The organism is Helicobacter ganmani (assembly GCF_003364315.1).
GTDB lineage: Bacteria > Campylobacterota > Campylobacteria > Campylobacterales > Helicobacteraceae > Helicobacter_D > Helicobacter_D ganmani.
The window spans coordinates 99,363-120,017 of record NZ_NXLS01000002.1 but is presented as its reverse complement, the minus strand read 5'-3'; the positions used below and the strand labels follow the sequence as shown (position 1 = coordinate 120,017).

Here is a 20,655-nt window from a genome sequence, read left to right as displayed (position 1 = left end):
GATGATGACAGAACAAAATATCAAGGACTTAAAAACCATTGTAGGTGAGGGTGAATGTTTCAGTGATAAAGCGCATTTGAGTGCTTATTGCTATGATGCAACAAAAGAAAGAAAGTATCCTGAATGCGTTGTTTTTCCGCACAATGAAGAAGAAGTCAGCCGTGTGCTAAAATATTGCAATGAGCATTTAATCCCGATTATTCCAAGAGGTGCGGGAAGTGGATTTACAGGTGGAGCACTTGCGGTGCAGGGTGGAGTGATTTTGGCACTAGAGAAACATATGAATCAAATTTTAGAGATTGATATGGAAAATATGGTAGCACGCGTGCAACCCGGTGTAGTAAATATGCAATTACAAAAAGCAGTGGAAGCAGTTGGATTGTTTTATCCACCAGATCCTGCGAGTGAGCATTATTCTACTTTGGGGGGAAATGTCAGTGAAAATGCAGGAGGAATGCGTGCAGCAAAATATGGAATTACAAAAGACTTTGTGATGGCATTGCGTGCGGTGTTGCCAAATGGAGATATTATCCGCGCAGGAAAAAAGACAATCAAAGACGTTGCAGGTTACAATGTTGCAGGGATTCTTATTGCGAGTGAGGGAACATTAGCTGTCATTACAGAGATTACTTTAAAGTTACTTAGTAAGCCAAAATATAAACAAAGTGCAATGGGGGTTTTTCCAAGTATTCAATCTGCGATGAATGCGGTGTATAAAACAATGGCAAGTGGAATCTCACCTGTGGCAATGGAGTTTTTGGATAATCTTAGTATTAGGGCGGTAGAGGAGAAATTTCACAAAGGTTTGCCAAAAGAAGCAGGGGCGATTTTGATTACTGAAGTAGATGGAAATTTGCCCGAAGAGATTGATTATCAAATCTGCAAAATAGAGGAAAAGTTTTTTGAAAATGGAGCAAGTGAGTTTGTGAAAGCAAACAATGAGCAAGAGGCGGCTGATTTATGGTTTGCTCGCAAAAACGCAAGTCCTAGCATTACCATTTATGGAAGTAAAAAATTAAATGAAGACATTACAGTTCCGCGCTCTAAACTACCTGAATTACTAGAAAGAATCGCAGAAGTTTCAAAGAAATATAATGTTGTGATTCCCTGCTTTGGACATACAGGCGATGGAAATGTGCATACAAATGTAATGGTAGATGGCAGTAAGCAAGAAGAACTAGAGAAAGGGCATAAAGCCATTGAAGAGATTTTTAAAATAGCAGTAGAACTAGGTGGCACACTTAGCGGAGAACACGGAATTGGAATCTCAAAAGCACCTTTTATGCATCTTGCATTTTCTAAAGAGGAAATGGAGCTATTCAAGGCGGTTAAAAAAGCCTTTGACCCTAATAATATTTTAAATCCGGGTAAAATGGCATTATAATCAAATGAAAATTATGTTAAAATTTAATTTTAGTTTTTAAGGATTTTGAATGATTTATGATGTGCAAAAAATTCGTGAGATTCTACCGCATCGCTATCCTTTGTTGCTCGTAGATAGGATTGTTTCTATGACGCCTAATGAAAAGATTGAGGCATATAAAAATATTACAATCAATGAAAAAATTTTTAATGGGCATTTTCCTACACAACCTATTTATCCTGGTGTTTATATCATTGAGGGAATGGCACAGGCGGGTGGCGTGTTGGCATTTGTGAGTATGTTTGGAGACAATGCGCAAAATACAGGCGATAAAATTGTTTATTTTATGAGCATTGATAAGGCAAAGTTTAGAAGTCCCGTAATTCCGGGCGATAAATTAACTTATAAATTAGAGGTTTTGAAGCATAAAGGTGGAATTTGGGTATTGCAAGGCTATGCCTATGTGGAAGAAAAATTAGTCGCTGAAGCGGAGTTAAAAGCAATGGTAGTAGATAACACAGAGAAAAAGGTATAAAAGTGAGTGTAGCAAAATCAGCAAAAATTGCGCATACTGCTATCATTGAAGAGGGTGCAATCATTGGCGAAAGTGTAGAGATTGGGCATTATTGTGTGATTGGCAAAGATGTGAAAATTGGAAAAGGTTGTAAGCTGTATAATCATGTAACGATTCTTGGCAACACAACTTTGGGGGAAAGAAATGAGATTTTTCCGAATGCGACTTTGGGTACAAAACCACAGGATTTGAAATATCATGACGAACCTAATGAGCTAATTTTTGGAGATTATAACAAAATCCGCGAATTTACGATGATAAATCCGGGCACAGAGGGCGGCGGAGGCAAAACAATTATTGGTAGTAATAATTTGTTAATGGCGTATGTGCATATTGCACATGATTGTATTGTTGGAGATTCTTGCATTTTGGCAAATGGTGCAACACTCGGTGGGCATATTGTGTTGGGTAGCCATATTAATGTAGGTGGTTTAACGCCGATTCATCAGTTTGTAAAGGTGGGAGATTATGCGATGATTGCAGGAGCGAGTGCGCTTTCGCAAGATATTCCTCCTTTTTGTATGGCAGAGGGGAATCGTGCGGTCGTAAGAGGGCTAAATCTGCATCGTTTGCGCAAACATTTTGAACACCACGAAGTGGATAGAATTCACAATGCCTATAAGCGTCTTTTTTTTGGTAATGCACCAATCAAAGAAATCGCACAGGAAATTCTTGACGAGGGCGTAAAAGATGCAAATGTTAAAAAAATGTGTGAATTTATTATTCAATCTACAAGGGGAATCCCTTTTACAAGGAAAAGTAATGAGTGAAAAAGTTTGTGATTTTTGCAAGTCCAAAGAATCTCACAAAAATCCATTGATTGCTGGAAATAATGTCTGCATTTGCAAAAATTGCATCATTGCTTCTTATAGTTTGCTTGTCGGGGGCGAGCAACACTTTGAGGAAGAGCCGGAATCTCTTGAACAAGAGTTAAATATCGTGCCTCCCAAAGAATTAAAAGCGGTTTTAGATGAGTATGTCATTGGTCAAGAAAAAGCCAAGAAAGTTTTTAGTGTTGCAGTCTATAATCATTACAAACGCGTATTGCAAACTAAAGGGCAAGCAGAGGAGGACGATACTGAGATTGCAAAATCCAACATCTTATTGATTGGTCCTACCGGAAGCGGTAAAACGTTAATGGCGCAGACATTAGCAAAATTTTTAAATATTCCTATTGCAATTTGCGATGCGACAAGCTTAACAGAAGCGGGCTATGTGGGTGAAGATGTGGAAAATATTTTAACGCGTTTGCTTCAAGAAGCTGATGGTGATGTGCAAAGGGCGCAAAGAGGAATAGTGTTTATTGATGAGATTGATAAAATCTCAAGGCTTTCAGAGAATCGTTCTATTACGCGAGATGTATCAGGAGAGGGTGTGCAGCAGGCGTTGTTGAAAATTATAGAAGGTAGTGTTGTGAATGTTCCACCAAAAGGTGGCAGAAAGCACCCCAATCAAGAATTTATCCAAATTGATACTAAAGATATTTTGTTTATCTGCGGAGGTGCTTTTGATGGATTAAAAGATATTATTGAGCGGAGAATTGGCGGAAATAGTTTGGGATTCCATCATAAAGCAAACGAAAAAATTGCGCAAGAAAATGTTTTAGAGCAAGTAGAGCCAGATGATTTGGTGAGTTTTGGCTTGATTCCAGAATTAATCGGGCGTTTGCATTTGTTTGCGACTTTGGAGGAAATTACAAAAGAGGCGATGATAGAGATTCTACAAAAGCCAAAGAACGCATTGACAAAACAATATAAAAAGCTTTTTGCTTTTGATGGGGTGGCTTTGACTTTTAAAAATGAAGCATTAGAAGAGATTGCGAATCTTGCGATTGCGCGTAAAACAGGGGCTAGAGGACTGCGTTCAATTATGGAAGAAATTATGCTAGATATTATGTATGAGTTGCCAGAATTGAAAGGTTATGAAGTAATTATCACGAAAGAGGCGGTTTTAAAACTTGCAAAGCCGATGTTGATAAAACAGAAAAAAACGAGCAAAAAAAGTGCTTAAATCCATTGTAAAGAGAGAAAGATATGCTATTAGATAGAGTTATTGGATTGTTTTCACACGATATTTCAATTGATCTTGGGACAGCAAATACGATTGTTTTGGTAAAAGGGCAAGGTGTTATTATTAATGAACCCTCTGTGGTTGCTGTGCATAATGATAGACATGGTAGGAATAAGATTTTAGCCGTAGGACACGAAGCAAAAGAAATGGTGGGTAAAACGCCCGGAAGCATTTTAGCAGTGCGTCCGATGAAAGATGGTGTGATTGCAGATTTTGATATGACAGAAAAGATGATTCGTTATTTTATTGAAAAAGCTCATAGGAGAAAAGCATTAATGCGCCCAAGAATCATTGTTTGTGTACCTTATGGTTTGACAGGAGTGGAACGCAAGGCGGTTAAAGAATCTGCAATTAGTGCGGGGGCTAGGGAAGTCTTTTTGATTGAAGAGCCAATGGCGGCAGCGATTGGCGCAGGTTTGCCTGTCAAAGAGCCTAAAGGAAGCTTGGTTGTAGATATTGGAGGAGGGACTACGGAAATCGGTGTAATTTCTCTAGGTGGGCTTGTGATTTCTAAATCTTTACGTGTTGCGGGAGATAAACTAGATTTGGCGGTTGTAGATTATGTGCGTCGCAAATATAGTTTGTTGATTGGGGAGAGAACAGGAGAGGAAATTAAAATTCAAATTGGTTCTGCTGTAAGTCTTGAGGAGCCACTTGTAATGCAAGTAAAAGGGCGCGATCAAGTGAGTGGATTGCTCAATACGATTGAATTAACAAGTGAAGATGTCCGTGAGGCGATGAAAGAACCGCTAAAAGAGATTTCAAATGCCCTCAAAGATGTATTGGAACAAATGCCACCGGATTTGGCAGGAGATATTGTAGAGAATGGAATCGTCTTAACAGGCGGCGGAGCATTGATTCGTGGATTGGATAAGTATCTTTCAGATGTGGTAAAACTTCCTGTATATGTGGGTGACGAGCCTTTGTTATGCGTGGCAAAAGGCACAGGAAAAGCACTAGAAGAGATTGATGTTTTACAACAATCTTCTTACGAGTAAGATTTTTGAGATACAATAAATAGAAAAGAGATGAAAAAAGTTTTTCTATGGACGATTTTTTTATTCATTGCATTGTTTATTTCAATGAAAATTTCTACCGAAGTGCAAAATAGGATATTGTCTTTAAGCGATAGTGTCAAGATAGGAATCTTAAACTTCAATAGCAATATATTAAAGGCAATTCAACGTCATTTTCATCAAGCAGAACAAATCAAACAACTTTCAGATTCTTTGAGAGATAAACAGCAAGTAGAATATTTGCTTGAAGCTCTAAAGATTGAATATAACGATTTGTTAGACTCTATTCATTCCCCTTTGCGTTTAAATATGCCAGAACTCACATTTGTGCGTATGATTTCGTTTGTGCGTATGAATGATTATAAAAAAATATGGCTAGAATATAAAACTAATAAAACTTATCAAAATGGAACGATTTTTGGGCTAATTAATGATAATAAGGTTGCGGGAATTGCGGTTTTGCAAAATCGGCGTTTGGAAGGCTTTTTGAATGGAGATGAGAAATGCAATTATAGTGTTGTAGTAGGCGATAGAAAATCACAAGGAATCGCAAAATACGATATTAATAAAGGTTTTATTGTAGATTATATTCCCTTGTATCCCAAAATTGAAGTCGGCGAAATTGTGCGAACAAGTGGCGATGACAATATTTTTTATCCCGGAATTTTAGTGGGTATTGTTGAATCTATTGAGTTACGACAGGGTTATCAGATTGCCAAGGTAAAGCCTGCTTTAGATGAAGTTACGAGATTTTATTGGCTTGTTGATGTGAATATTTCCCCTTTTGTTGTTAGTGCAGAGAGCAATGCCACAGAATCCCAAGAAATGTCGGAGGAGGGTTTGGACACATCTAATCTAGCAATTCCACATTGATACTCTTCGTTATAAAATTTCAAATTGGTAGTTGATTGGTTTTCCATTATTTTTCATAAGAATTGATTGTTTTAGAATCTCACAGAATCTTAAATTACAAAAAAGGAATGAAATTTGCTTCCTATTTTATAGATTAAATAAGGAGTTAAAAATGGAATTTCTTGATGAAGGACTTAGTTTTTGTAGTTTTTTTGAAGTGGTAGAATTAGAGGTGAACAAATCCTCAAGCCAAAGCAAAAGCGAGAATAAAAGTGGCGGCACAATCCATCTAAACAGCACAGAACAGAACGAAAGATTGATGATTTTGTATTCCAAACAAATTGCAAACTCCACAAACTCTGCAAAATAGTAAGCCTAACAAGAACCATTGCGGATTTGTGCTTTGCACATAAAAAATTGTAGAATCGTATATTGCTAATATCATAGAATTCTTCGTATCGCCTGCAATGCGCAGTGGAATCTTATTTCCTTTTTTCTTAAATTTCTCGTATATGATACAAAAATAATCATTCTTGATAATTTTGATACAAAATTATCACAATACACTTCAAAGATTGTAATTTGTTGTTATAATATGAGCTCAAAACTTAATATTTGGAGTTTGTATTATGATAAAAATCACTGAAAATAGCCTAAGAGATGGACATCAATCTTTGCTTGCAACGCGTATGCGCACAGAGGATATGATAGAAGCGGCGCAAACTTTTGAACAAGTGGGATTTTATAGTGTAGAAGTGTGGGGTGGAGCGACTTATGATGCCTGTTTGCGATATTTAAAAGAAGACCCTTTTGAGCGATTAGCAATCTTTAAAGAAATTTTCAAAAAAACTCCAATCCAAATGCTTTTGCGCGGACAGAATCTCATTGGTTATCGCCATTATGCAGACGATGTGGTGCGTGAGTTTGTGCGACTTTCCGCTCAAAATGGGGTGGATATTTTTAGAATCTTTGATGCGTTAAACGACATTCGTAATTTGGAAGTTTCTATTGATGAGGTTAAAAAGCAAGGCAAACACGCACAAGGAGCAATTTGCTATACCACCTCGCCTGTGCATACGATTCAAAGTTTTGTGGAATATGGTAAGGAATTAGCAAAGCGCGGTTGCGATTCTTTGGCAATCAAAGATATGGCAGGTTTGATTACGCCTAATGCTACCTTTGAGCTTGTCAAAGCATTGAAAAGTGAGATTGGTTTGCCTTTGGCATTACATACACATTCCACCGCTGGATTCGCCTTTGGCTCGCATTTGAAAGCTATTGAAGCAGGAGTAGATAGCGTGGATTGTTCTAACTCTGCGCTAGCAGAGGGTACAAGCCACCCTTGCACGCAATCCATTGTGGCGACATTGCAAGGCACGCAGTGGGATACAAAATTAGATTTAGAAATTATGGAAAAAGCTGCAGAGATTTTGAAGCGGAATCGCAGAAAATATAAGAAATTTGAATCTGAATACAATCAAATTGATACCCGCGTACTTGTCAATCAAATTCCTGGCGGTATGATTTCTAATATGGCACATCAACTAAAAGAACAAAATGCGTTAGACAAAATGGACGAAGTCTTAGCAGAAATTCCAAATGTGCGTAAAGATTTCGGCTATCCCCCGCTTGTTACTCCTTCTAGTCAGATTGTTGGCACACAGGCGGTGTTAAATGTCCTAGCACAAACGCGTTATAAAACACTCACAACGGAATCTAAGAATATTATTAAAGGCTATTATGGCAAGACGCCAGCTCCAATTGCAAAAGAATTAATAGAGAGAATCCAAGCAGAGGGAGAGGAAATCATTACAGAGCGTCCAGCAGATAGGTTAGAGTCAGAGTTGCAAAGGGCGCGTGAGGAATCTCAAGGCTTTGCTAAAAGTGAAACCGATGTGATTTCTTATGTGATTTTTGGTGGAATCGCGAAGCAATTCTTAAGCGAACGCAATGAAAATCGTCTAAGTCCAGAGGCTCTTACAACCTTTGAGGGCGCAAATGCTCCAATGGCAAAAGAATTTACAATCAATTTGCACGGAGAGACTTACAATATTAAAATTGAGGGAAGCGGGGCAAAAGATGAAAATGTGAGACCATTTTTTGTGCGTGTGAATGGGGATTTGAAAGAAGTTCTTGTAGAATCTAGTGAGAAAGATTCTAGCAAAGTCCCTAGCAAAAAATCCGATTCTTTGCCTCAAGCAAGCCTGCCGGGGCATATTATTTCGCCAATGCCAGGAAATTTGACGAAACTTAAAGTGCAAGTGGGAGATAAAATCAAAGAGGGTGATGTGCTAGCAATCGTGGAAGCTATGAAAATGGAAAATCAAGTGCTAGCAACGATTGGTGGAGAAATCAAAGAAATTTATGCCAAAGAAGGGCAACAAATTAGTGCAAACCTTGCGATTATGCTTGTAGAATAATGAAAACTCTAAGTGTGAGTGAGCTAAACGCACAGATAAAAAGTCTGTTAGAGGCAACTTTTTTACAAGTGAGTGTGAGCGGGGAGGTGAGTAACTTTACCCACCATTCTAGCGGGCATTTGTATTTCACATTAAAAGACAAAGATTCTAGCATTAAATGCGTAATGTTCCGCGGAAATGCTGCACGTTTGCGATTCCAAATCCAAGAGGGAATGAGCCTAACATTGCAAGGCGCAATTAGTGTTTATCCTCCACGTGGGGACTATCAGTTGAATTGTATTAGCGCATTACCAAGCGGAATCGGAGAGCTCACATTGGCTTTTGAGCAGCTCAAAGAATCCTATAAAGCCAAAGGTTATTTTGAAAATAAAAAACCTTTGCTAAAGTTTCCCCAAAAAATTGCCTTGCTGACTTCAAATACGGGTGCTGTGTTGCACGATATGCTGAAAGTCGCAGAAAAAAGATGGAATCTTGTTGAGTTTATTGCAATCAATACGCTTGTGCAAGGCGAGGGAGCAAAAGAAAGTATTGCTAAAAATATTCAAATTGCAGATAATTTGGGAGTGGATTGCATTGTATTGGCGCGTGGTGGCGGGAGTTTGGAGGATTTGTGGGCTTTTAATGAACCTTTAGTTATTGAGAGTATTTTCAATGCAAATACTCCTATTGTTTCGGCTATTGGGCACGAGCCAGACATCGTGCTAAGTGATTTTGTAGCGGATTTGCGTGCTCCCACTCCTTCAGCAGCAATGGAGATTCTATTGCCAGATAAAAACGAATGGTTGATGAACTTAGATACAATGCAAAACACGCTTAGTGAGCGATTCTCAAGGGTTTTGCAAGGAAAAGTAAATCAACTTCAAAAAAGTGCATTTTTGATAGAAAAAAATTTGCTTTTTAATAAAATAGAGCAGGCAAAGCAGAATCTTGACAATCTTGATTTGTTTTTAGGGCAGAGGATTGCGCATAAGATTGCCTTGTGTGCGTTGAAATTACAGAATCCAAGCTTCCAGATTCATTTAAAGATTCCGCAACTAATAGGCAAAAAATCTATGCAGTTAGAAAGGTTAAAGGCTGAATTTCGCGCAAAGAATCCTGAAAATTATCAGAAAAATGGCTATGCTTGCGTTTTGCGCAATGGAAAAAAAATCCAATGTTTGGCAGAGATTACACCACATACAATTTTGGAATTGCAGGATAAGAGCGCGACGCTTCAAGCGGAGGTGAAACAGGTATCCTTGCAAGGACGCACACCAACTTTTCTTTGCGAAAAGTAAAGCGAAGTGAGATGAAGCAATCCATAATCCAAAATCTCGCCTTAAAGCTCCAAATACTCCGAAATGTCCTTTTTGGAAGTTTTCCATTCCCCAATGCTTTTCCATTTGGCTAGATTGCAGAAACGACAAAAGGGAATAGGTTTGGCTAGGAATTGCAAAATCTCATTATAATCTTTTGCCTTGTAAATATCAATGGAATCTAGTGGGGTGATTGGCAGGTTTTGGTTAAAAGCGGAGTTGAAATAATGGATATTGGGTGCAACACTACAAGGATAGATTTTACCATTTTTAAAATGTGTGCAGTTGTTTGCCTGATGACAACCTATGAAGCTATGAAAACAATCTAAATTGCCTTGTGGTTCTAAAATTGTTTTGTAGGAAGTCTTTTGGATTTGAGAATTGTCATAAAAAATTAATGGAATCCCATACTCCTTACACTGCGATTCCACAAATTCCCAATTTACTTTAATAGGATATTTTGTTGGATGCAGTTCAATCTTATTTTCTTTACAAGACTCCCAAAAGTCTTTGGATTGTTTTTCAAGTAAGATTCCATTAGTAATGAGCCAAATTTTAGAGTCTGGAAAATGCTTCCTAGTGATAGCAAAGAAGTTCTTGCAGTTGGGATTTAAAAGTGGCTCACCACCTGTAAAGACGATTAAGGAAATGAGTTTGTGCGTGATTTGTGCAAGTTTTTCTATATCTTTTTCAAACTTTTCTAAATCTGGGAAACCTTGTGGGGCTAATTGAGAGAAATGATTGCAACTAAAGCAATTTAAATTGCAATGCTCTGCTAGGTGGATTTCTATTTTGCGAAGATAAGCTTGTGGGGTGAGTTTTTTTAAGGCATTCTTTTGTGTATTGTTCTGAAAGATAAGATCTTTATTCTGTTGTTCTAGTTGTTGAAGTCTCGCTTTGATTTTTTGGTGTTGTTTTGCATTTTTAAAAAGAGAGAGAATCCAAAGTCTTTTATCGTGGATAAAGGATTCTAATTTATTTTGCCCCCCTCCCCCATTATTTTGTTTAGCATATTTTTCCTTTTAAGGTGAAGTTTAGTTGAAATTTATAGTTAAATTTTGGGTAAGTGGTACGCCCAAGAGGATTCGAACCTCTGACCTACGGCTTAGAAGGCCGTTGCTCTATCCAGCTGAGCTATGAGCGCACTTGGTACCAAAGGGGAGACTTGAACTCCCGACCTCCGGCTTATGAGACCAGCGCTCTAGACCAGCTGAGCTACCTTGGCATACCAAAAGCGGAAATGAAATTTTATCTTTTTTTCTTTAAAGGGGCATAAAACTTTAATAGATTTCGTTTTTATTTCGTAAAGCTATCAAAATAGCGCGCCATTCTTGGCAGAGTCTCTCAAGATTCCATTTTGCATTGGCGGGACTTGTGGAGGGCAAAGTAGTATGAGGCAAAGAGGTTACTTTAGAATCCTTAAAGGCTTTTTGGTAGATTTGTGCTGCTTTTTTGCCATTAAGAAAAATGTGTTGTATTTGTGTGTTTTGCAAGAGGGATTCCAAAAGAATGGGTTTAGGATTCTTAATGCTTCCATCACTAGATTTTGTAATTGTGCATTCTGCACAAACATCATAGAGTGCAATTTTTTGTGTCAATAAAAAAGTGATTTTTTCTTCGTGATTTTTTGTTCTTAAGTCTTTATATTCAAATAATCTCCCAAGCACTTCCCAAAAACGATTGCGTGGGTGAGAATAATAAAAATCTTGCTCCCTTGAAGCCACAGAGGGAAAAGAACCTAAAATTAAAATTTTGGAGTTAGAATCTTTGATTGGCTTAAAAGGGTGGTGTATGGATTCCAAAGTTTTGGCTAGATTAGACATTGGTTGCTTCTAAATACAAACTAAAATTGTTCATAGAGTAATTTTGCTGCCATTACAAAAGAAACAATAACAATCAAAGGCTTGATAATGCGGATTCCATAGGTAATTGCAGCACGTGAGCCTAGATTTGCGCCGATAAATTGTCCTAATGCCATTACGATTCCGATGATGAAAAGTATCTTTCCACCGAGCGCAAAAAAAACCAAAGAAGCAACATTGGTAGAAAAATTGTAAAATTTTGCTTGGGCTAGACTTTGTGTTAGCCCAAATCCACCCAATAGAATAAGCGCAAGCATCAGAAAAGAGCCTGTGCCAGGTCCAAAAAAGCCATCATAAAAGCCAATGCAGGTAAAGGCTAAAATTAAGAATCCTTGATGAATAGTTGTTGCTCTTTGTTCTTCGGTAATCTTGGGTGAAAATAAGAAATAAATGCCAAAGATAAGGATTAAAAAAGGTAAAATCTTGGAGAGTGAATCTGTCTGGATAAACTGCACACTTATTGTGCCAAGTGCTGAAAATGCAAAGACAAGCAATGCAAAAGGAAGTGCGCGTTTGAGATTTAAATAACCTTTCTTGTAGAAGTGATAAGCTGCGGAAAAGCTGCCAAAAGTGGATTGAAATTTGTTGGTCGCTAGGGCTTCAATGGGTGGGATTCCACTAATCAGGAGAACAGGGATTGTAATCATTCCGCCACCTCCCGCAATAGAATCCACAAATCCCGCCACAAAAGCTGCAACAAACAAAAAAAATAACATCAAAAAATCAAATTCAGATAATATCTCTTGCATTTGTAATCCTTAACTATTGTTGGGCAATAAATGACCAACAATAGTTAATTGCTGTCAGTCATTTGAAGAAAAATTAATCCATTTGTCGGCGTAAGAATGCAGGAATATCTAAAAAATCATCATTAGCAAATTCTCCGCCACTGACTTTTTTTCTTGCAAGTGTAATGCTATCTTGTTGGTTGATTTTTTGACTCATATCTTTAGGATTTACAAGTTTTAATGTGGAGCTTTCTTCGTTTTGACTTACTTCTTGAGGATTGGAAGTAGATTGTGCTACATCACGTTCAAATCCTGTGGCAACGATTGTGATTCTAACTTTATCGCGCTCTAAACTCGAATCTGTTGTTGTTCCAAAGATGACCTCTGCTTCTGGGTCTGTATTGCCCTCTACGATTTCCATTGCATTAGAAATTTCAGCCAATGGATAATCAGGATTGAAGTAGAAATGCACCAAAACACCTTTTGCACCATTAATAGACATATTATCAAACAAAGGAGATTCAATTGCCATTTTAATTGCCTCTTTTGCAGCATCTGCACCGCTAGATTCACCAATTCCCATAAGTGCCATACCTTTGTGGTGCATTACGGTTTTAACATCGGCAAAATCCACATTAATATCACCCGCACTATGGGATAAAATTACCCCACTCATTCCATTTACGGCTCGCACAAGAACATCATCAACGATTCTAAAGCTATCTTTTAATCCAAGATTTTTATCTACAATAGAGAGGAGTTTTTCATTAGGGATTACAACAATAGAATCACTTTCTGCTTTTAATTCACGATATCCTTCTTCGGCTAGTTTGGCGCGTTGTCTTCCTTCCCAGCGGAAAGGTTTAGTAACAATGGAAACTGTGAGTGCTCCTACTTCTTTTGCTGCTTTAGCAATCACAGGTGCTGCACCTGTTCCTGTTCCTCCACCAAGCCCAGCAGAAATAAAGACAATATCAGTATTTTCTAAGAATTGTTTTAGTTCTTCATAGCTCTCTAATGCTGCGTCTTTGCCCACTTGAGGCTTCATTCCCGCCCCTAAACCTTTTGTGAGTTTTGCTCCAAGTTGGATTCTAATTGGTGCATTAGAGCTATTAATAGCTTGCGCGTCTGTGTTTGCGACTGCTAATTCAATTCCTTCGTAAGTCCCTGTATTGATTAGATGCCCAATCATATTGCTGCCACCACCACCGACACCGATTACTTTAATGTTTGCACCGAATTTTGGGCTAACTTCTTGAACTTCTATCATTGTTTTATTCCTCCTAAATTAAATCAAAACATTTGGGTAAGTTTTTCCCACATCTGTCTTATGAAATTGTTATTTTTGGGTTGGATTTTCTTAATTTCTGTGATATTACTTAAATCTTGTTTAATATCTGCCGCGCTTTTTGGGACGCTATTGACTGGATTTGCAATACTAGATTGTTTCTCTTGCAAAGGATTGATAAGATGAATGTTTTTTGATAATTGCTCTGTCTCTTCTCCTAGCTTTTCATTAAGATAGCGAATGCGTTTTTCCGAATCAATTTCATAGTTGGTATATTTGCCTGAAGCATAAAGAATCAGCCCGATTGCTGTGGAGCATTCTGGTCCCTTTAAGTCTGTGAATAAACCATCAATTTCTATGGGATTCGCAAGACGCACAGGTGCATTAAAGAGTGCAGCTGCTAAATCACGGATTCCATCTAGTTGCACCATACCACCTGTAAGTACGATTCCACTTCCTAGCTGGTCTTTTAGGTTGCTATGCTCTAATGATTTGGCTAGAATCATTAGTGTTTCTTCTACACGTGCATAGACGACATTGTGCACCACCGCAAGTGAAACTTGATGTTTGTCATTGTCGCTACCACCTATACTTGGAATCTCAATTAGATTCTCTGTATCTTCTGAAGTTCTTGGAAAGCCACCATATTGAATCTTTACTTGTTCTGCAATAGATTGCGGCGTGTGCAATGCCATTGCCAAGTCATTCGTGATATGATTAGAACCTACACCTAAAAAGTCATTATAACGCAAGGAGTTTCCAACATGAATCATTAACTCACAAGTGCTCCCACCCATATCTATACAAGCGACTCCTAGATTTTTCTCATCTTCAGTTAAAACAGCAATAGACGAAGCATAAGAGGCAAGCACAATGTTTTCAATCTCAATTCCCGCAGTTTTAATGGCTTTTTTGAGATTCCCTAAGCTTAATTTTTGTGCAGTAATAATGCGCACAGAAACTTCTAGGCGACCGCCACTCATTCCCATAGGGTCATCAATGAAATCTTGGTCGTCTAATTTAAAATTATAGGGCAAAATATGCACCACTTCGTATTCGTTTGGAATAGAGGCATTATAAAGCGCACTCTGAATCACGCGATTGATTTCTTTGATTCCAATTTCATTATTTAGACAATTAAGCACTCCGGAACTATCAGTGCTTTTGGTGTAAGCACTAGAGATAGAAATAACAGCTTTATTAATATTTGTGCCTGCCACACGTTTTGCGTCATTTACGGCATCTTTAATGGCGCGACTCGCTTGTTCTATATTAGTGATTGAGCCTTTTTTAAGTCCTTGTGATTTATGAAACCCTGTGCCAATGATATGAGGAACTCCATCTTTGCAGTTTGCAATGATTGCACAGATTTTTGTTGAACCTATATCAATACCTAAAAGTATTTGCTCCAAATCCTTGTCCTTTGCTACAATTCGTTTCTATATGTTTTAAACATTTAGATTTTTTTAACAATTTTATAAATTTTCAATAAATGTTCCATAAAGGCGACATCAACGAGACGAGATTTGACTTGCATACCATTTTGTGTTAAAAAATCTAAATTTTTTGCCATTATATCAGAATTTTTTAGTCTTTGGTCAAGGATTTCATATAAAATTATCTTATCTTGCAAGAAAATGTAATCTTTTGCTTTAGTTTTCGTAAAAAGTTGGGAGATAAAATCTTGACTTTCTTGTTCGTTTAAGCCCTTTAAAACCGCACGACTTTCACGACTTAAATAGCCCACATCCACACCTTGAAAGTTTGCTAATTGAGATTTTGCTTTTTCTTCTAATAATTTTGCTTTTTCAAAATTAATAAAATCTTCTGTGGCGTCTAATTTGGCTGCTTCATAGGTTTTTGGCTTGCTTGGAATAATTTTTATCACCTTTGCGGTGAGGTAGCCTTTTTTTGTTTTGATAGGTTTAATGGTGCTTTGTTCTTTGGCTTGACTAAGTAAGTCTAAAAATTCTACCCCATAAGTTTCATCACCTTCATAGAGGGTGCTTATTTCTGCTTTAGAGTTTTCTCCTTTGCGTAAAGCAATATATTCTTTTAGGGATTCCTTTTCTGCCTGTGCGTCTTTGTATTTTTCCAAAACTTGTTCTTTTGCTTCTTGGAAAGTCAAAAGCTGCCCATTGGCATTTAAGAATTGGTTTTTAAAATCCTCATAATATTTTTTGAGATTTTCTTCATTTGCTCCTATGCTATCAGGAGAGATTAAAATGCTTGCAATTTCGTAGCCACGTTCCGTTTGATAAATATCTTGATTTTCTTCCCAATATTTTTTAATAGCTTCTTGAGCGGGAGTGAAAGTGATGTCAGATTGTTTGAGAATATGAATTTTGACATGGTCTTCTGTAAAATAGATAGCACCCATCATTTCTGTTTCAAGTGGAGTTAATGGAATCTCCAAAATAGCATTTAGTTTTTCAAGTAACAAACTTTCGCCCAATTCTTCTTCAAAATCTTTTGGACGCAGTTGATTGTCTGCTAAAAGACGTTTGTAAATTTCATTATCAAATTGACCATTATTTTGGAAAGTATCCATTGCGATTAGGGCATCAATCACTTCTTCTTTGCTGATACGCAATCCTAAATCATAAGCATAGTTAAGCCTTAGAGCCCGTGAAATAAGATTGTTTAAAGCTTGTTCCTCAATCCCTATTTTTTTAGCCTGCTCATTGTCTAAGTCTCCATTAAAAAGCTGATTATAGAGATTATAGAGTTTTGCATATTCGCGTTGTAGTTTTTCAATGCTAATTTTTCTATCCCCAACTACCGCAACTGCATTGCTCGTGCTTGAAAAACTATAACTTCCCCAGCCTACAAATCCCGCACCAACAAAAGCAATAGTGCTAATCCATATGGTAATGATTAAATATTTTTTGTGTTTTTGCATCCAGCCAATCATAAAAACTCCAAATTCTCTAAAATCTATATATTTTGTTTTTTAAAAACAATCCAATTAAAGCTTGAGATTCTATTCTAAAAACATTTAAAAAGCGGTAAAAGACAAATCTTTATTCTTAAAATTATTCTTTAAAAAGTGAAGAAAGAATATCAAGATTATTTTTAGGTGCTTCTTGCGAATTAGTTTCAGTCGTTTGTTTTGTGCTTTGATTGAGGTTATCAATCTCTTTTAGTTCAATTTCAAATCCCGTGAGCATAGAGGCTAGGCGGATATTGATTCCACTTTTTCCAATGGCTTTGGGTTTTTGTTCGCTTGTGATATTGACGATAGCTTTATTTTCGTCTAGTGCTACGCTAATGACGAGAGCAGGAGAAAGCGCACGCGCAATGTAAATTTCTGGTTGCGCAGAATACTCTATACAATCAATGCTTTCGTTTTTAAGTTCTTTTGAGACAGCATTGATACGCACACCCTTAATACCAACTGTTGCACCCACAGGGTCAATTTTTGCAGAAATGGTTTTTAAGGCGACTTTCGCGCGTTCTCCCGGAATCCTTGCACAATTGACAATTTCTACTTCCCCGTCCTTGATTTCTGGTACTTCTAATCTCAAAAGCTCTTCTAGCATTTTGGGTGTTGTGCGACTTAATTCAATAGTGATTCCATTTTGGCGGTCAATCCCAACGTGCTTTAGCACAGCGCCAATCACTTGTCCTACGTTAAATTCTTCACCTTTGATACGATTTTTCTTAGGTAAAATGGCGCGGATTTCATCAATTTCTACATAAGTATTTCCCAAATCATCAATCCGCACGACATTCCCGCTAACGATTTTTCCAATTTGTGATTTATATTTATCAAAAAGTTGCGCTTCAATTAAACGTTGGATTTTGTATTCAAGTTCTCTAAAGAGGGAATTTACAGCACTTCTGCTCATATCTTCTAGACTTAATTCATAGCGCAATTCATCTCCCACTTTAATTTCATTGTCGTGTTTTTTGGCTTCACTTAACGAGATAAAATTATTTTTATCTTCTACATCGGAGCTATCGTTTTCGCATACGCTAATTACTTGGTAAAGATGAAGTGTTTTATTTTTTTTATCAATTTCTGCTTCATAGTAAATATTGGAATCTAAAGTTTCTTTAGCAACTTTAATGACTGCTTCTTTAACTGCCTCTGAAACACTTTCTATTGGAAGCCCTTTTTCATAGGCGATTCCTTCAATAATATCTAGTATTTTTTCCAAATTTTGTCCTTAAATTCTTAAAATTTGTTTTGTTAATTCAAAAAATAATTTGGCTTATTTTAGTTTAAATTTTCTTTATAAGGGCTTTATATTTATAAAGATTCTTGATTAAGTTTTGGAAGCAACATAAAAATAAATCATTGTTGAAATTAGTTTTTAAGTAAAAAATATATATAATCAAATATTTTTCTACAAAAATAAGGGTGAAAATATGGATATTAAATTAGCACGCGAACATATTAATGAAAAGCCAACAAAAGTTACAATTAAAAAATTAGAGGAAATGTTAGAGGAAAAAAAATCTGATATTTTCTATTGTGATAAAGAAAATTCCCATAAAGAAATGCAATCTTTGTTGGAATATTTCGAAAAAAAAGGCAAGCGAGCCTATTTTCGTGAAGTACGTTATGGGTTAGATGAGGGTGATTATATGTATGAAATGCATATTCTATAAGTGATTCCTTTGGGTAAAAAACTTTATATCCAAACTCTTGGTTGTGCAATGAATGAACGCGATAGTGCGCATATTATCGCGGAATTACAAGAAAAGGAGCATTATTTTTTAACGCAGAATCCAAAAGAAGCAGATTTAATTTTAATTAATACTTGTTCTGTGCGTGAAAAACCAGAAAAAAAGTTGTTTTCAGAGATTGGACAATATGCTAAACTCAAAAAACAAGACGCAAAAATTGGCGTTTGTGGTTGCACAGCAAGCCATTTGGGAGATGTGATTCTTAAACGCTCCAAGTCGGTTGATTTTGTGCTTGGTGCGCGCAATGTTTCTAAAATCTCGCAGATTATTCACCAAAAACGCGTTGCTTGGGTAGATATTGATTACGACGATAGTGCTTATGTTTTTAGTCAAAATCCCAATTCCACCTTAAAGGGTATGATTAATATTTCTATTGGTTGTGATAAAAAATGCACTTATTGCATTGTCCCGCACACAAGAGGAAATGAGATTTCAATCCCTGCTGCGCTGATTTTAGATGAAGCAAAACGTATGGTAGGCGATGGCGTAAAAGAGATTCTGCTTCTTGGGCAAAATGTCAATAACTATGGGAAACGTTTTTCAAATGAACATCGTGCGATTAATTTCACGCAACTTTTAAATGAGATTTCTCAAATTAATGGGTTGGAACGCATTCGTTTCACTTCGCCGCACCCTTTACATATGGACGATGATTTTATTTCTGAATTTGCGCGGAATCCCAAAATCTGCAAGTCCATTCATATGCCCTTACAGAGTGGTTCTAATGCGATTCTGCAAAAAATGAGGCGTGGATATACTAAGGAATGGTTTTTGAATCGTATTGAAAAAATGCGCTCACTCATTCCTTGCCTAAGTGTCGGGACAGATATTATTGTAGGATTCCCGACAGAAAGTGAAGAAGACTTTTTGGACACCTTGGATATGCTAGAGAAAGTGCGTTTTGATACTCTTTATAGTTTTATTTATTCATCTCGTCCCCATACGCAAGCTCAAAAATGGTTAGAAGAGGACAAGAGTGTGAAATTGGTTGATGAGGAAGTTGCAAAAGAGCGTTTAATGCTTCTAAAAGAGCGTCATAAAGAAATCTTAACAGAAGATAATTTTAAGCAAATAGGAAAAATTCATTCTATTTTGTTTGAAAGTTTTGATGAGGAAAATTTATTGCTTGAGGGGCGAAGCGATACCAACAAACTTGTGCGTGTTAAGGCGGGACGCAATTTGGTAGGAGAGATTTGCAAGGTAAAAATCAGTCAAATTAAAGGTGCGCAACTTTTGGGAGAGTTAATCTAAAATTTAAAGATTATCGCAAGAATTTCAATGGGTATTTTAAGTTATCAAAAACATCTTAAGAATTTTAAACAGAACTTAAAGAGCAAGAATCGTAAGATTTCTATTAAATTGCTACCGCCCATCTTAGCTTTCATTATCAAGATTCTATCCTATTTAGTTCGTTTTGAATTTCAGATTTCTCCAAAAACTTTGGAGAAAATTGCACATAATGAAACATTTATCATTGCATTTTGGCACGGCGAGCTTTTGTTGCAACCTTTGGTGAGTAATAAGTTTTTGAATCGTCAGCAAAAAGTTTCTGTGTTGATTAGCCAGCATTTTGATGGGGATTTGATTGCTCAAACGATGCAATATTTTAACATCGGTTCTCTACGCGGTTCAAGTTCCAAAGGAGGAATACGTGCGCTTTTGGGGGCGGTAAAGAAAATTGAAAATCAAGAATATATTGCTATCACGCCTGATGGTCCGCGTGGTCCTTACCATAGTGTCGCAGATGGAATCGTGCTTTTATCACAAAAATCTAAAGCTCCCATTGTGATTTCAAGGATTCTTTACCAAAACGCTTGGAGGTTTAATAGCTGGGATAGATTCCAAGTGCCAAAGCCTTTTAGTAAAGTTATTTGTGTAGTGAAAGAGCCATTGGGAGTGGAATCTTTGGAGCTAGCAGAAGCAAAGAATCTTATCCAATCTAAAATGGAAGAAGATGAGCTAAATCAAGTGCTAAGGAATATTCAATAATGAGATGGATAGTATCAGGCGTTGGATTATTGTTTTTAATTGCGGGATATTTTTATTTTTCTACTTCTTATAATTTGAGCCGCGAAGCAAAGAGAGAATTCAATAAGGGAAACTTTGAATCCTCCTATCAACTCGCCACACAAGCCTTAGACATAGACCCATATAATCGTTCTGCTCTAAGTATTTTTAGCCAATCAAAGCAACGTTTGAATCTTCAGAAATTTTTGCAAAAAACAAAGCATAATTATGAACAAGCATTAGAGATTCTAAAGCAAAGTAATGTAAGCCCTCAAGAGTTTTTGCAGTTGCGTTGGATTGTAGAGGAATTTGAGAAAGATTATCGTGCTGTTTTAATCTTAAACAATCCAAATGAGAGTGAGGAAATGCAGCTTAAACAATACAAAGATTGGTTTTTGCAGTTACAAAATCGCCTAAAAGAAGCGCAACAATCTTTACAAAAGATACAAAATCAAGCAAAATAGGGAAATAATATCGTTGTATTT

At 36.9% G+C, this 20,655-nt stretch carries 20 protein-coding genes, 2 tRNA genes and 1 pseudogene; 13 read left to right on the top strand and 10 right to left on the bottom strand.

The genetic code is table 11. The annotated features are described in order from the left end of the window. Positions 1-4: 4 nt before the first annotated feature. The 9 genes from glcD (at position 5) to xseA (ending at position 9,572) form a co-directional block, all read left to right on the top strand. The gene (gene glcD / locus CQA43_RS02525; protein ID WP_115551048.1) at positions 5-1,384 is read left to right on the top strand and encodes a glycolate oxidase subunit GlcD; all 1,380 of its coding nucleotides are present in this window, start codon (positions 5-7) and stop codon (positions 1,382-1,384) included. A gap of 49 nt (positions 1,385-1,433) precedes the next feature. Next, a complete protein-coding gene (gene fabZ / locus CQA43_RS02520; RefSeq protein WP_115551047.1) occupies positions 1,434-1,898 on the top strand; it encodes a 3-hydroxyacyl-ACP dehydratase FabZ in 465 nt (154 codons plus the stop codon). 2 nt (positions 1,899-1,900) lie between these two features. Beyond that, entirely contained in the window at positions 1,901-2,707 is an 807-nt protein-coding gene (lpxA, locus tag CQA43_RS02515) for an acyl-ACP--UDP-N-acetylglucosamine O-acyltransferase (protein ID WP_115551046.1), read from the top strand. Next, positions 2,700-3,947: an ATP-dependent Clp protease ATP-binding subunit ClpX gene (gene clpX, locus CQA43_RS02510; RefSeq protein ID WP_115551045.1), complete on the top strand. Its 1,248-nt coding sequence runs from the start codon at positions 2,700-2,702 to the stop codon at positions 3,945-3,947. Before lpxA ends, clpX begins: the two co-directional genes overlap by 8 nt. A 23-nt stretch (positions 3,948-3,970) precedes the next feature. Beyond that, positions 3,971-5,005, top strand: coding sequence for a rod shape-determining protein (locus tag CQA43_RS02505; RefSeq protein ID WP_115551044.1), 1,035 nt, complete (start codon positions 3,971-3,973; stop codon positions 5,003-5,005). 30 nt (positions 5,006-5,035) lie between these two features. Then, positions 5,036-5,896: a rod shape-determining protein MreC gene (gene mreC, locus CQA43_RS02500; protein ID WP_115551043.1), complete on the top strand. Its 861-nt coding sequence runs from the start codon at positions 5,036-5,038 to the stop codon at positions 5,894-5,896. Between the two features lie 151 nt (positions 5,897-6,047). Further along, on the top strand, positions 6,048-6,245 hold the full coding sequence (locus CQA43_RS02495; RefSeq protein WP_115551042.1) for a hypothetical protein: 198 nt from the start codon (positions 6,048-6,050) through the stop codon (positions 6,243-6,245). A gap of 259 nt (positions 6,246-6,504) precedes the next feature. Further along, positions 6,505-8,295, top strand: coding sequence for a sodium-extruding oxaloacetate decarboxylase subunit alpha (gene oadA, locus CQA43_RS02490; protein ID WP_115551041.1), 1,791 nt, complete (start codon positions 6,505-6,507; stop codon positions 8,293-8,295). Then, positions 8,295-9,572 carry an exodeoxyribonuclease VII large subunit gene (xseA, locus tag CQA43_RS02485; RefSeq protein WP_115551040.1) on the top strand — a complete coding sequence of 426 codons (1,278 nt, stop codon included), beginning with the start codon at positions 8,295-8,297 and terminating at the stop codon, positions 9,570-9,572. The genes oadA and xseA overlap by 1 nt, the downstream gene beginning before the upstream one ends. Positions 9,573-9,613: 41 nt before the next feature. Here xseA and CQA43_RS09665 read toward each other — a convergent pair whose 3' ends face one another. The 10 genes and pseudogenes from CQA43_RS09665 to nusA form a co-directional block, all read right to left on the bottom strand. Continuing rightward, positions 9,614-10,021 carry a hypothetical protein gene (locus CQA43_RS09665; RefSeq protein WP_245944197.1) on the bottom strand — a complete coding sequence of 136 codons (408 nt, stop codon included), beginning with the start codon at positions 10,019-10,021 and terminating at the stop codon, positions 9,614-9,616. A 75-nt stretch (positions 10,022-10,096) separates the two neighbouring features. After that, positions 10,097-10,375, bottom strand: a pseudogene (locus CQA43_RS09660) (radical SAM protein); the annotation flags it as partial. Between the two features lie 282 nt (positions 10,376-10,657). Beyond that, positions 10,658-10,734, bottom strand: a tRNA-Arg gene (locus CQA43_RS02475). Positions 10,735-10,737: 3 nt separating this feature from the next. Continuing rightward, a tRNA-Met gene (locus CQA43_RS02470) sits at positions 10,738-10,815 on the bottom strand. Between the two features lie 55 nt (positions 10,816-10,870). Continuing rightward, positions 10,871-11,413: a DNA-deoxyinosine glycosylase gene (locus tag CQA43_RS02465; RefSeq protein WP_115551038.1), complete on the bottom strand. Its 543-nt coding sequence runs from the start codon at positions 11,411-11,413 to the stop codon at positions 10,871-10,873. Positions 11,414-11,433: 20 nt separating this feature from the next. Beyond that, positions 11,434-12,201 carry a TSUP family transporter gene (locus tag CQA43_RS02460; protein WP_115551037.1) on the bottom strand — a complete coding sequence of 256 codons (768 nt, stop codon included), beginning with the start codon at positions 12,199-12,201 and terminating at the stop codon, positions 11,434-11,436. Between the two features lie 73 nt (positions 12,202-12,274). Then, the gene (gene ftsZ, locus CQA43_RS02455; RefSeq protein WP_115551036.1) at positions 12,275-13,450 is read right to left on the bottom strand and encodes a cell division protein FtsZ; all 1,176 of its coding nucleotides are present in this window, start codon (positions 13,448-13,450) and stop codon (positions 12,275-12,277) included. A gap of 23 nt (positions 13,451-13,473) precedes the next feature. Next, positions 13,474-14,880, bottom strand: a complete 1,407-nt coding sequence (gene ftsA, locus CQA43_RS02450) for a cell division protein FtsA (protein WP_115551035.1) — start codon at positions 14,878-14,880, stop codon at positions 13,474-13,476. A 44-nt stretch (positions 14,881-14,924) separates the two neighbouring features. Next, complete coding sequence (locus tag CQA43_RS02445; protein ID WP_115551034.1) at positions 14,925-16,382, bottom strand: peptidylprolyl isomerase; 1,458 nt, start codon at positions 16,380-16,382, stop codon at positions 14,925-14,927. Positions 16,383-16,503: 121 nt separating this feature from the next. After that, positions 16,504-17,631 (bottom strand): transcription termination factor NusA, encoded by a 1,128-nt coding sequence (gene nusA, locus CQA43_RS02440; RefSeq protein WP_115551033.1) that lies wholly within the window; start codon positions 17,629-17,631, stop codon positions 16,504-16,506. Positions 17,632-17,842: 211 nt separating this feature from the next. On the opposite strand from nusA, the gene CQA43_RS02435 reads away from it, so the two are divergent. From CQA43_RS02435 to CQA43_RS02420, 4 genes are read left to right on the top strand one after another with little or no spacing between them, the layout of a single operon-like run. Further along, the gene (locus CQA43_RS02435) at positions 17,843-18,085 is read left to right on the top strand and encodes an HP0268 family nuclease (protein ID WP_115551032.1); all 243 of its coding nucleotides are present in this window, start codon (positions 17,843-17,845) and stop codon (positions 18,083-18,085) included. A gap of 9 nt (positions 18,086-18,094) precedes the next feature. Next, entirely contained in the window at positions 18,095-19,414 is a 1,320-nt protein-coding gene (miaB, locus tag CQA43_RS02430; RefSeq protein WP_115551239.1) for a tRNA (N6-isopentenyl adenosine(37)-C2)-methylthiotransferase MiaB, read from the top strand. Positions 19,415-19,441: 27 nt separating this feature from the next. Further along, a complete protein-coding gene (locus CQA43_RS02425) occupies positions 19,442-20,152 on the top strand; it encodes a lysophospholipid acyltransferase family protein (RefSeq protein WP_115551031.1) in 711 nt (236 codons plus the stop codon). Continuing rightward, positions 20,152-20,634 carry a hypothetical protein gene (locus tag CQA43_RS02420; protein ID WP_115551030.1) on the top strand — a complete coding sequence of 161 codons (483 nt, stop codon included), beginning with the start codon at positions 20,152-20,154 and terminating at the stop codon, positions 20,632-20,634. The genes CQA43_RS02425 and CQA43_RS02420 overlap by 1 nt, the downstream gene beginning before the upstream one ends. The last annotated feature ends 21 nt before the right edge of the window (positions 20,635-20,655 follow it).

Excerpts from the sequence above, each read along its gene's own strand:
- glcD (WP_115551048.1), top strand. The coding sequence starts at position 5 with ATGACAGAACAAAATATCAAGGACTTAAAAACCATTGTAGGTGAGGGT.
- fabZ (WP_115551047.1), top strand. The coding sequence starts at position 1,434 with ATGATTTATGATGTGCAAAAAATTCGTGAGATTCTACCGCATCGCTAT.
- clpX (WP_115551045.1), top strand. The coding sequence starts at position 2,700 with ATGAGTGAAAAAGTTTGTGATTTTTGCAAGTCCAAAGAATCTCACAAA.
- CQA43_RS02505 (WP_115551044.1), top strand. The coding sequence starts at position 3,971 with ATGCTATTAGATAGAGTTATTGGATTGTTTTCACACGATATTTCAATT.
- mreC (WP_115551043.1), top strand. The coding sequence starts at position 5,036 with ATGAAAAAAGTTTTTCTATGGACGATTTTTTTATTCATTGCATTGTTT.
- CQA43_RS02495 (WP_115551042.1), top strand. The coding sequence starts at position 6,048 with ATGGAATTTCTTGATGAAGGACTTAGTTTTTGTAGTTTTTTTGAAGTG.
- oadA (WP_115551041.1), top strand. The coding sequence starts at position 6,505 with ATGATAAAAATCACTGAAAATAGCCTAAGAGATGGACATCAATCTTTG.
- xseA (WP_115551040.1), top strand. The coding sequence starts at position 8,295 with ATGAAAACTCTAAGTGTGAGTGAGCTAAACGCACAGATAAAAAGTCTG.
- CQA43_RS02465 (WP_115551038.1), bottom strand. The coding sequence starts at position 11,413 with ATGTCTAATCTAGCCAAAACTTTGGAATCCATACACCACCCTTTTAAG.
- CQA43_RS02460 (WP_115551037.1), bottom strand. The coding sequence starts at position 12,201 with ATGCAAGAGATATTATCTGAATTTGATTTTTTGATGTTATTTTTTTTG.
- ftsZ (WP_115551036.1), bottom strand. The coding sequence starts at position 13,450 with ATGATAGAAGTTCAAGAAGTTAGCCCAAAATTCGGTGCAAACATTAAA.
- CQA43_RS02445 (WP_115551034.1), bottom strand. The coding sequence starts at position 16,382 with ATGATTGGCTGGATGCAAAAACACAAAAAATATTTAATCATTACCATA.
- CQA43_RS02435 (WP_115551032.1), top strand. The coding sequence starts at position 17,843 with ATGGATATTAAATTAGCACGCGAACATATTAATGAAAAGCCAACAAAA.
- CQA43_RS02425 (WP_115551031.1), top strand. The coding sequence starts at position 19,442 with ATGGGTATTTTAAGTTATCAAAAACATCTTAAGAATTTTAAACAGAAC.
- CQA43_RS02420 (WP_115551030.1), top strand. The coding sequence starts at position 20,152 with ATGAGATGGATAGTATCAGGCGTTGGATTATTGTTTTTAATTGCGGGA.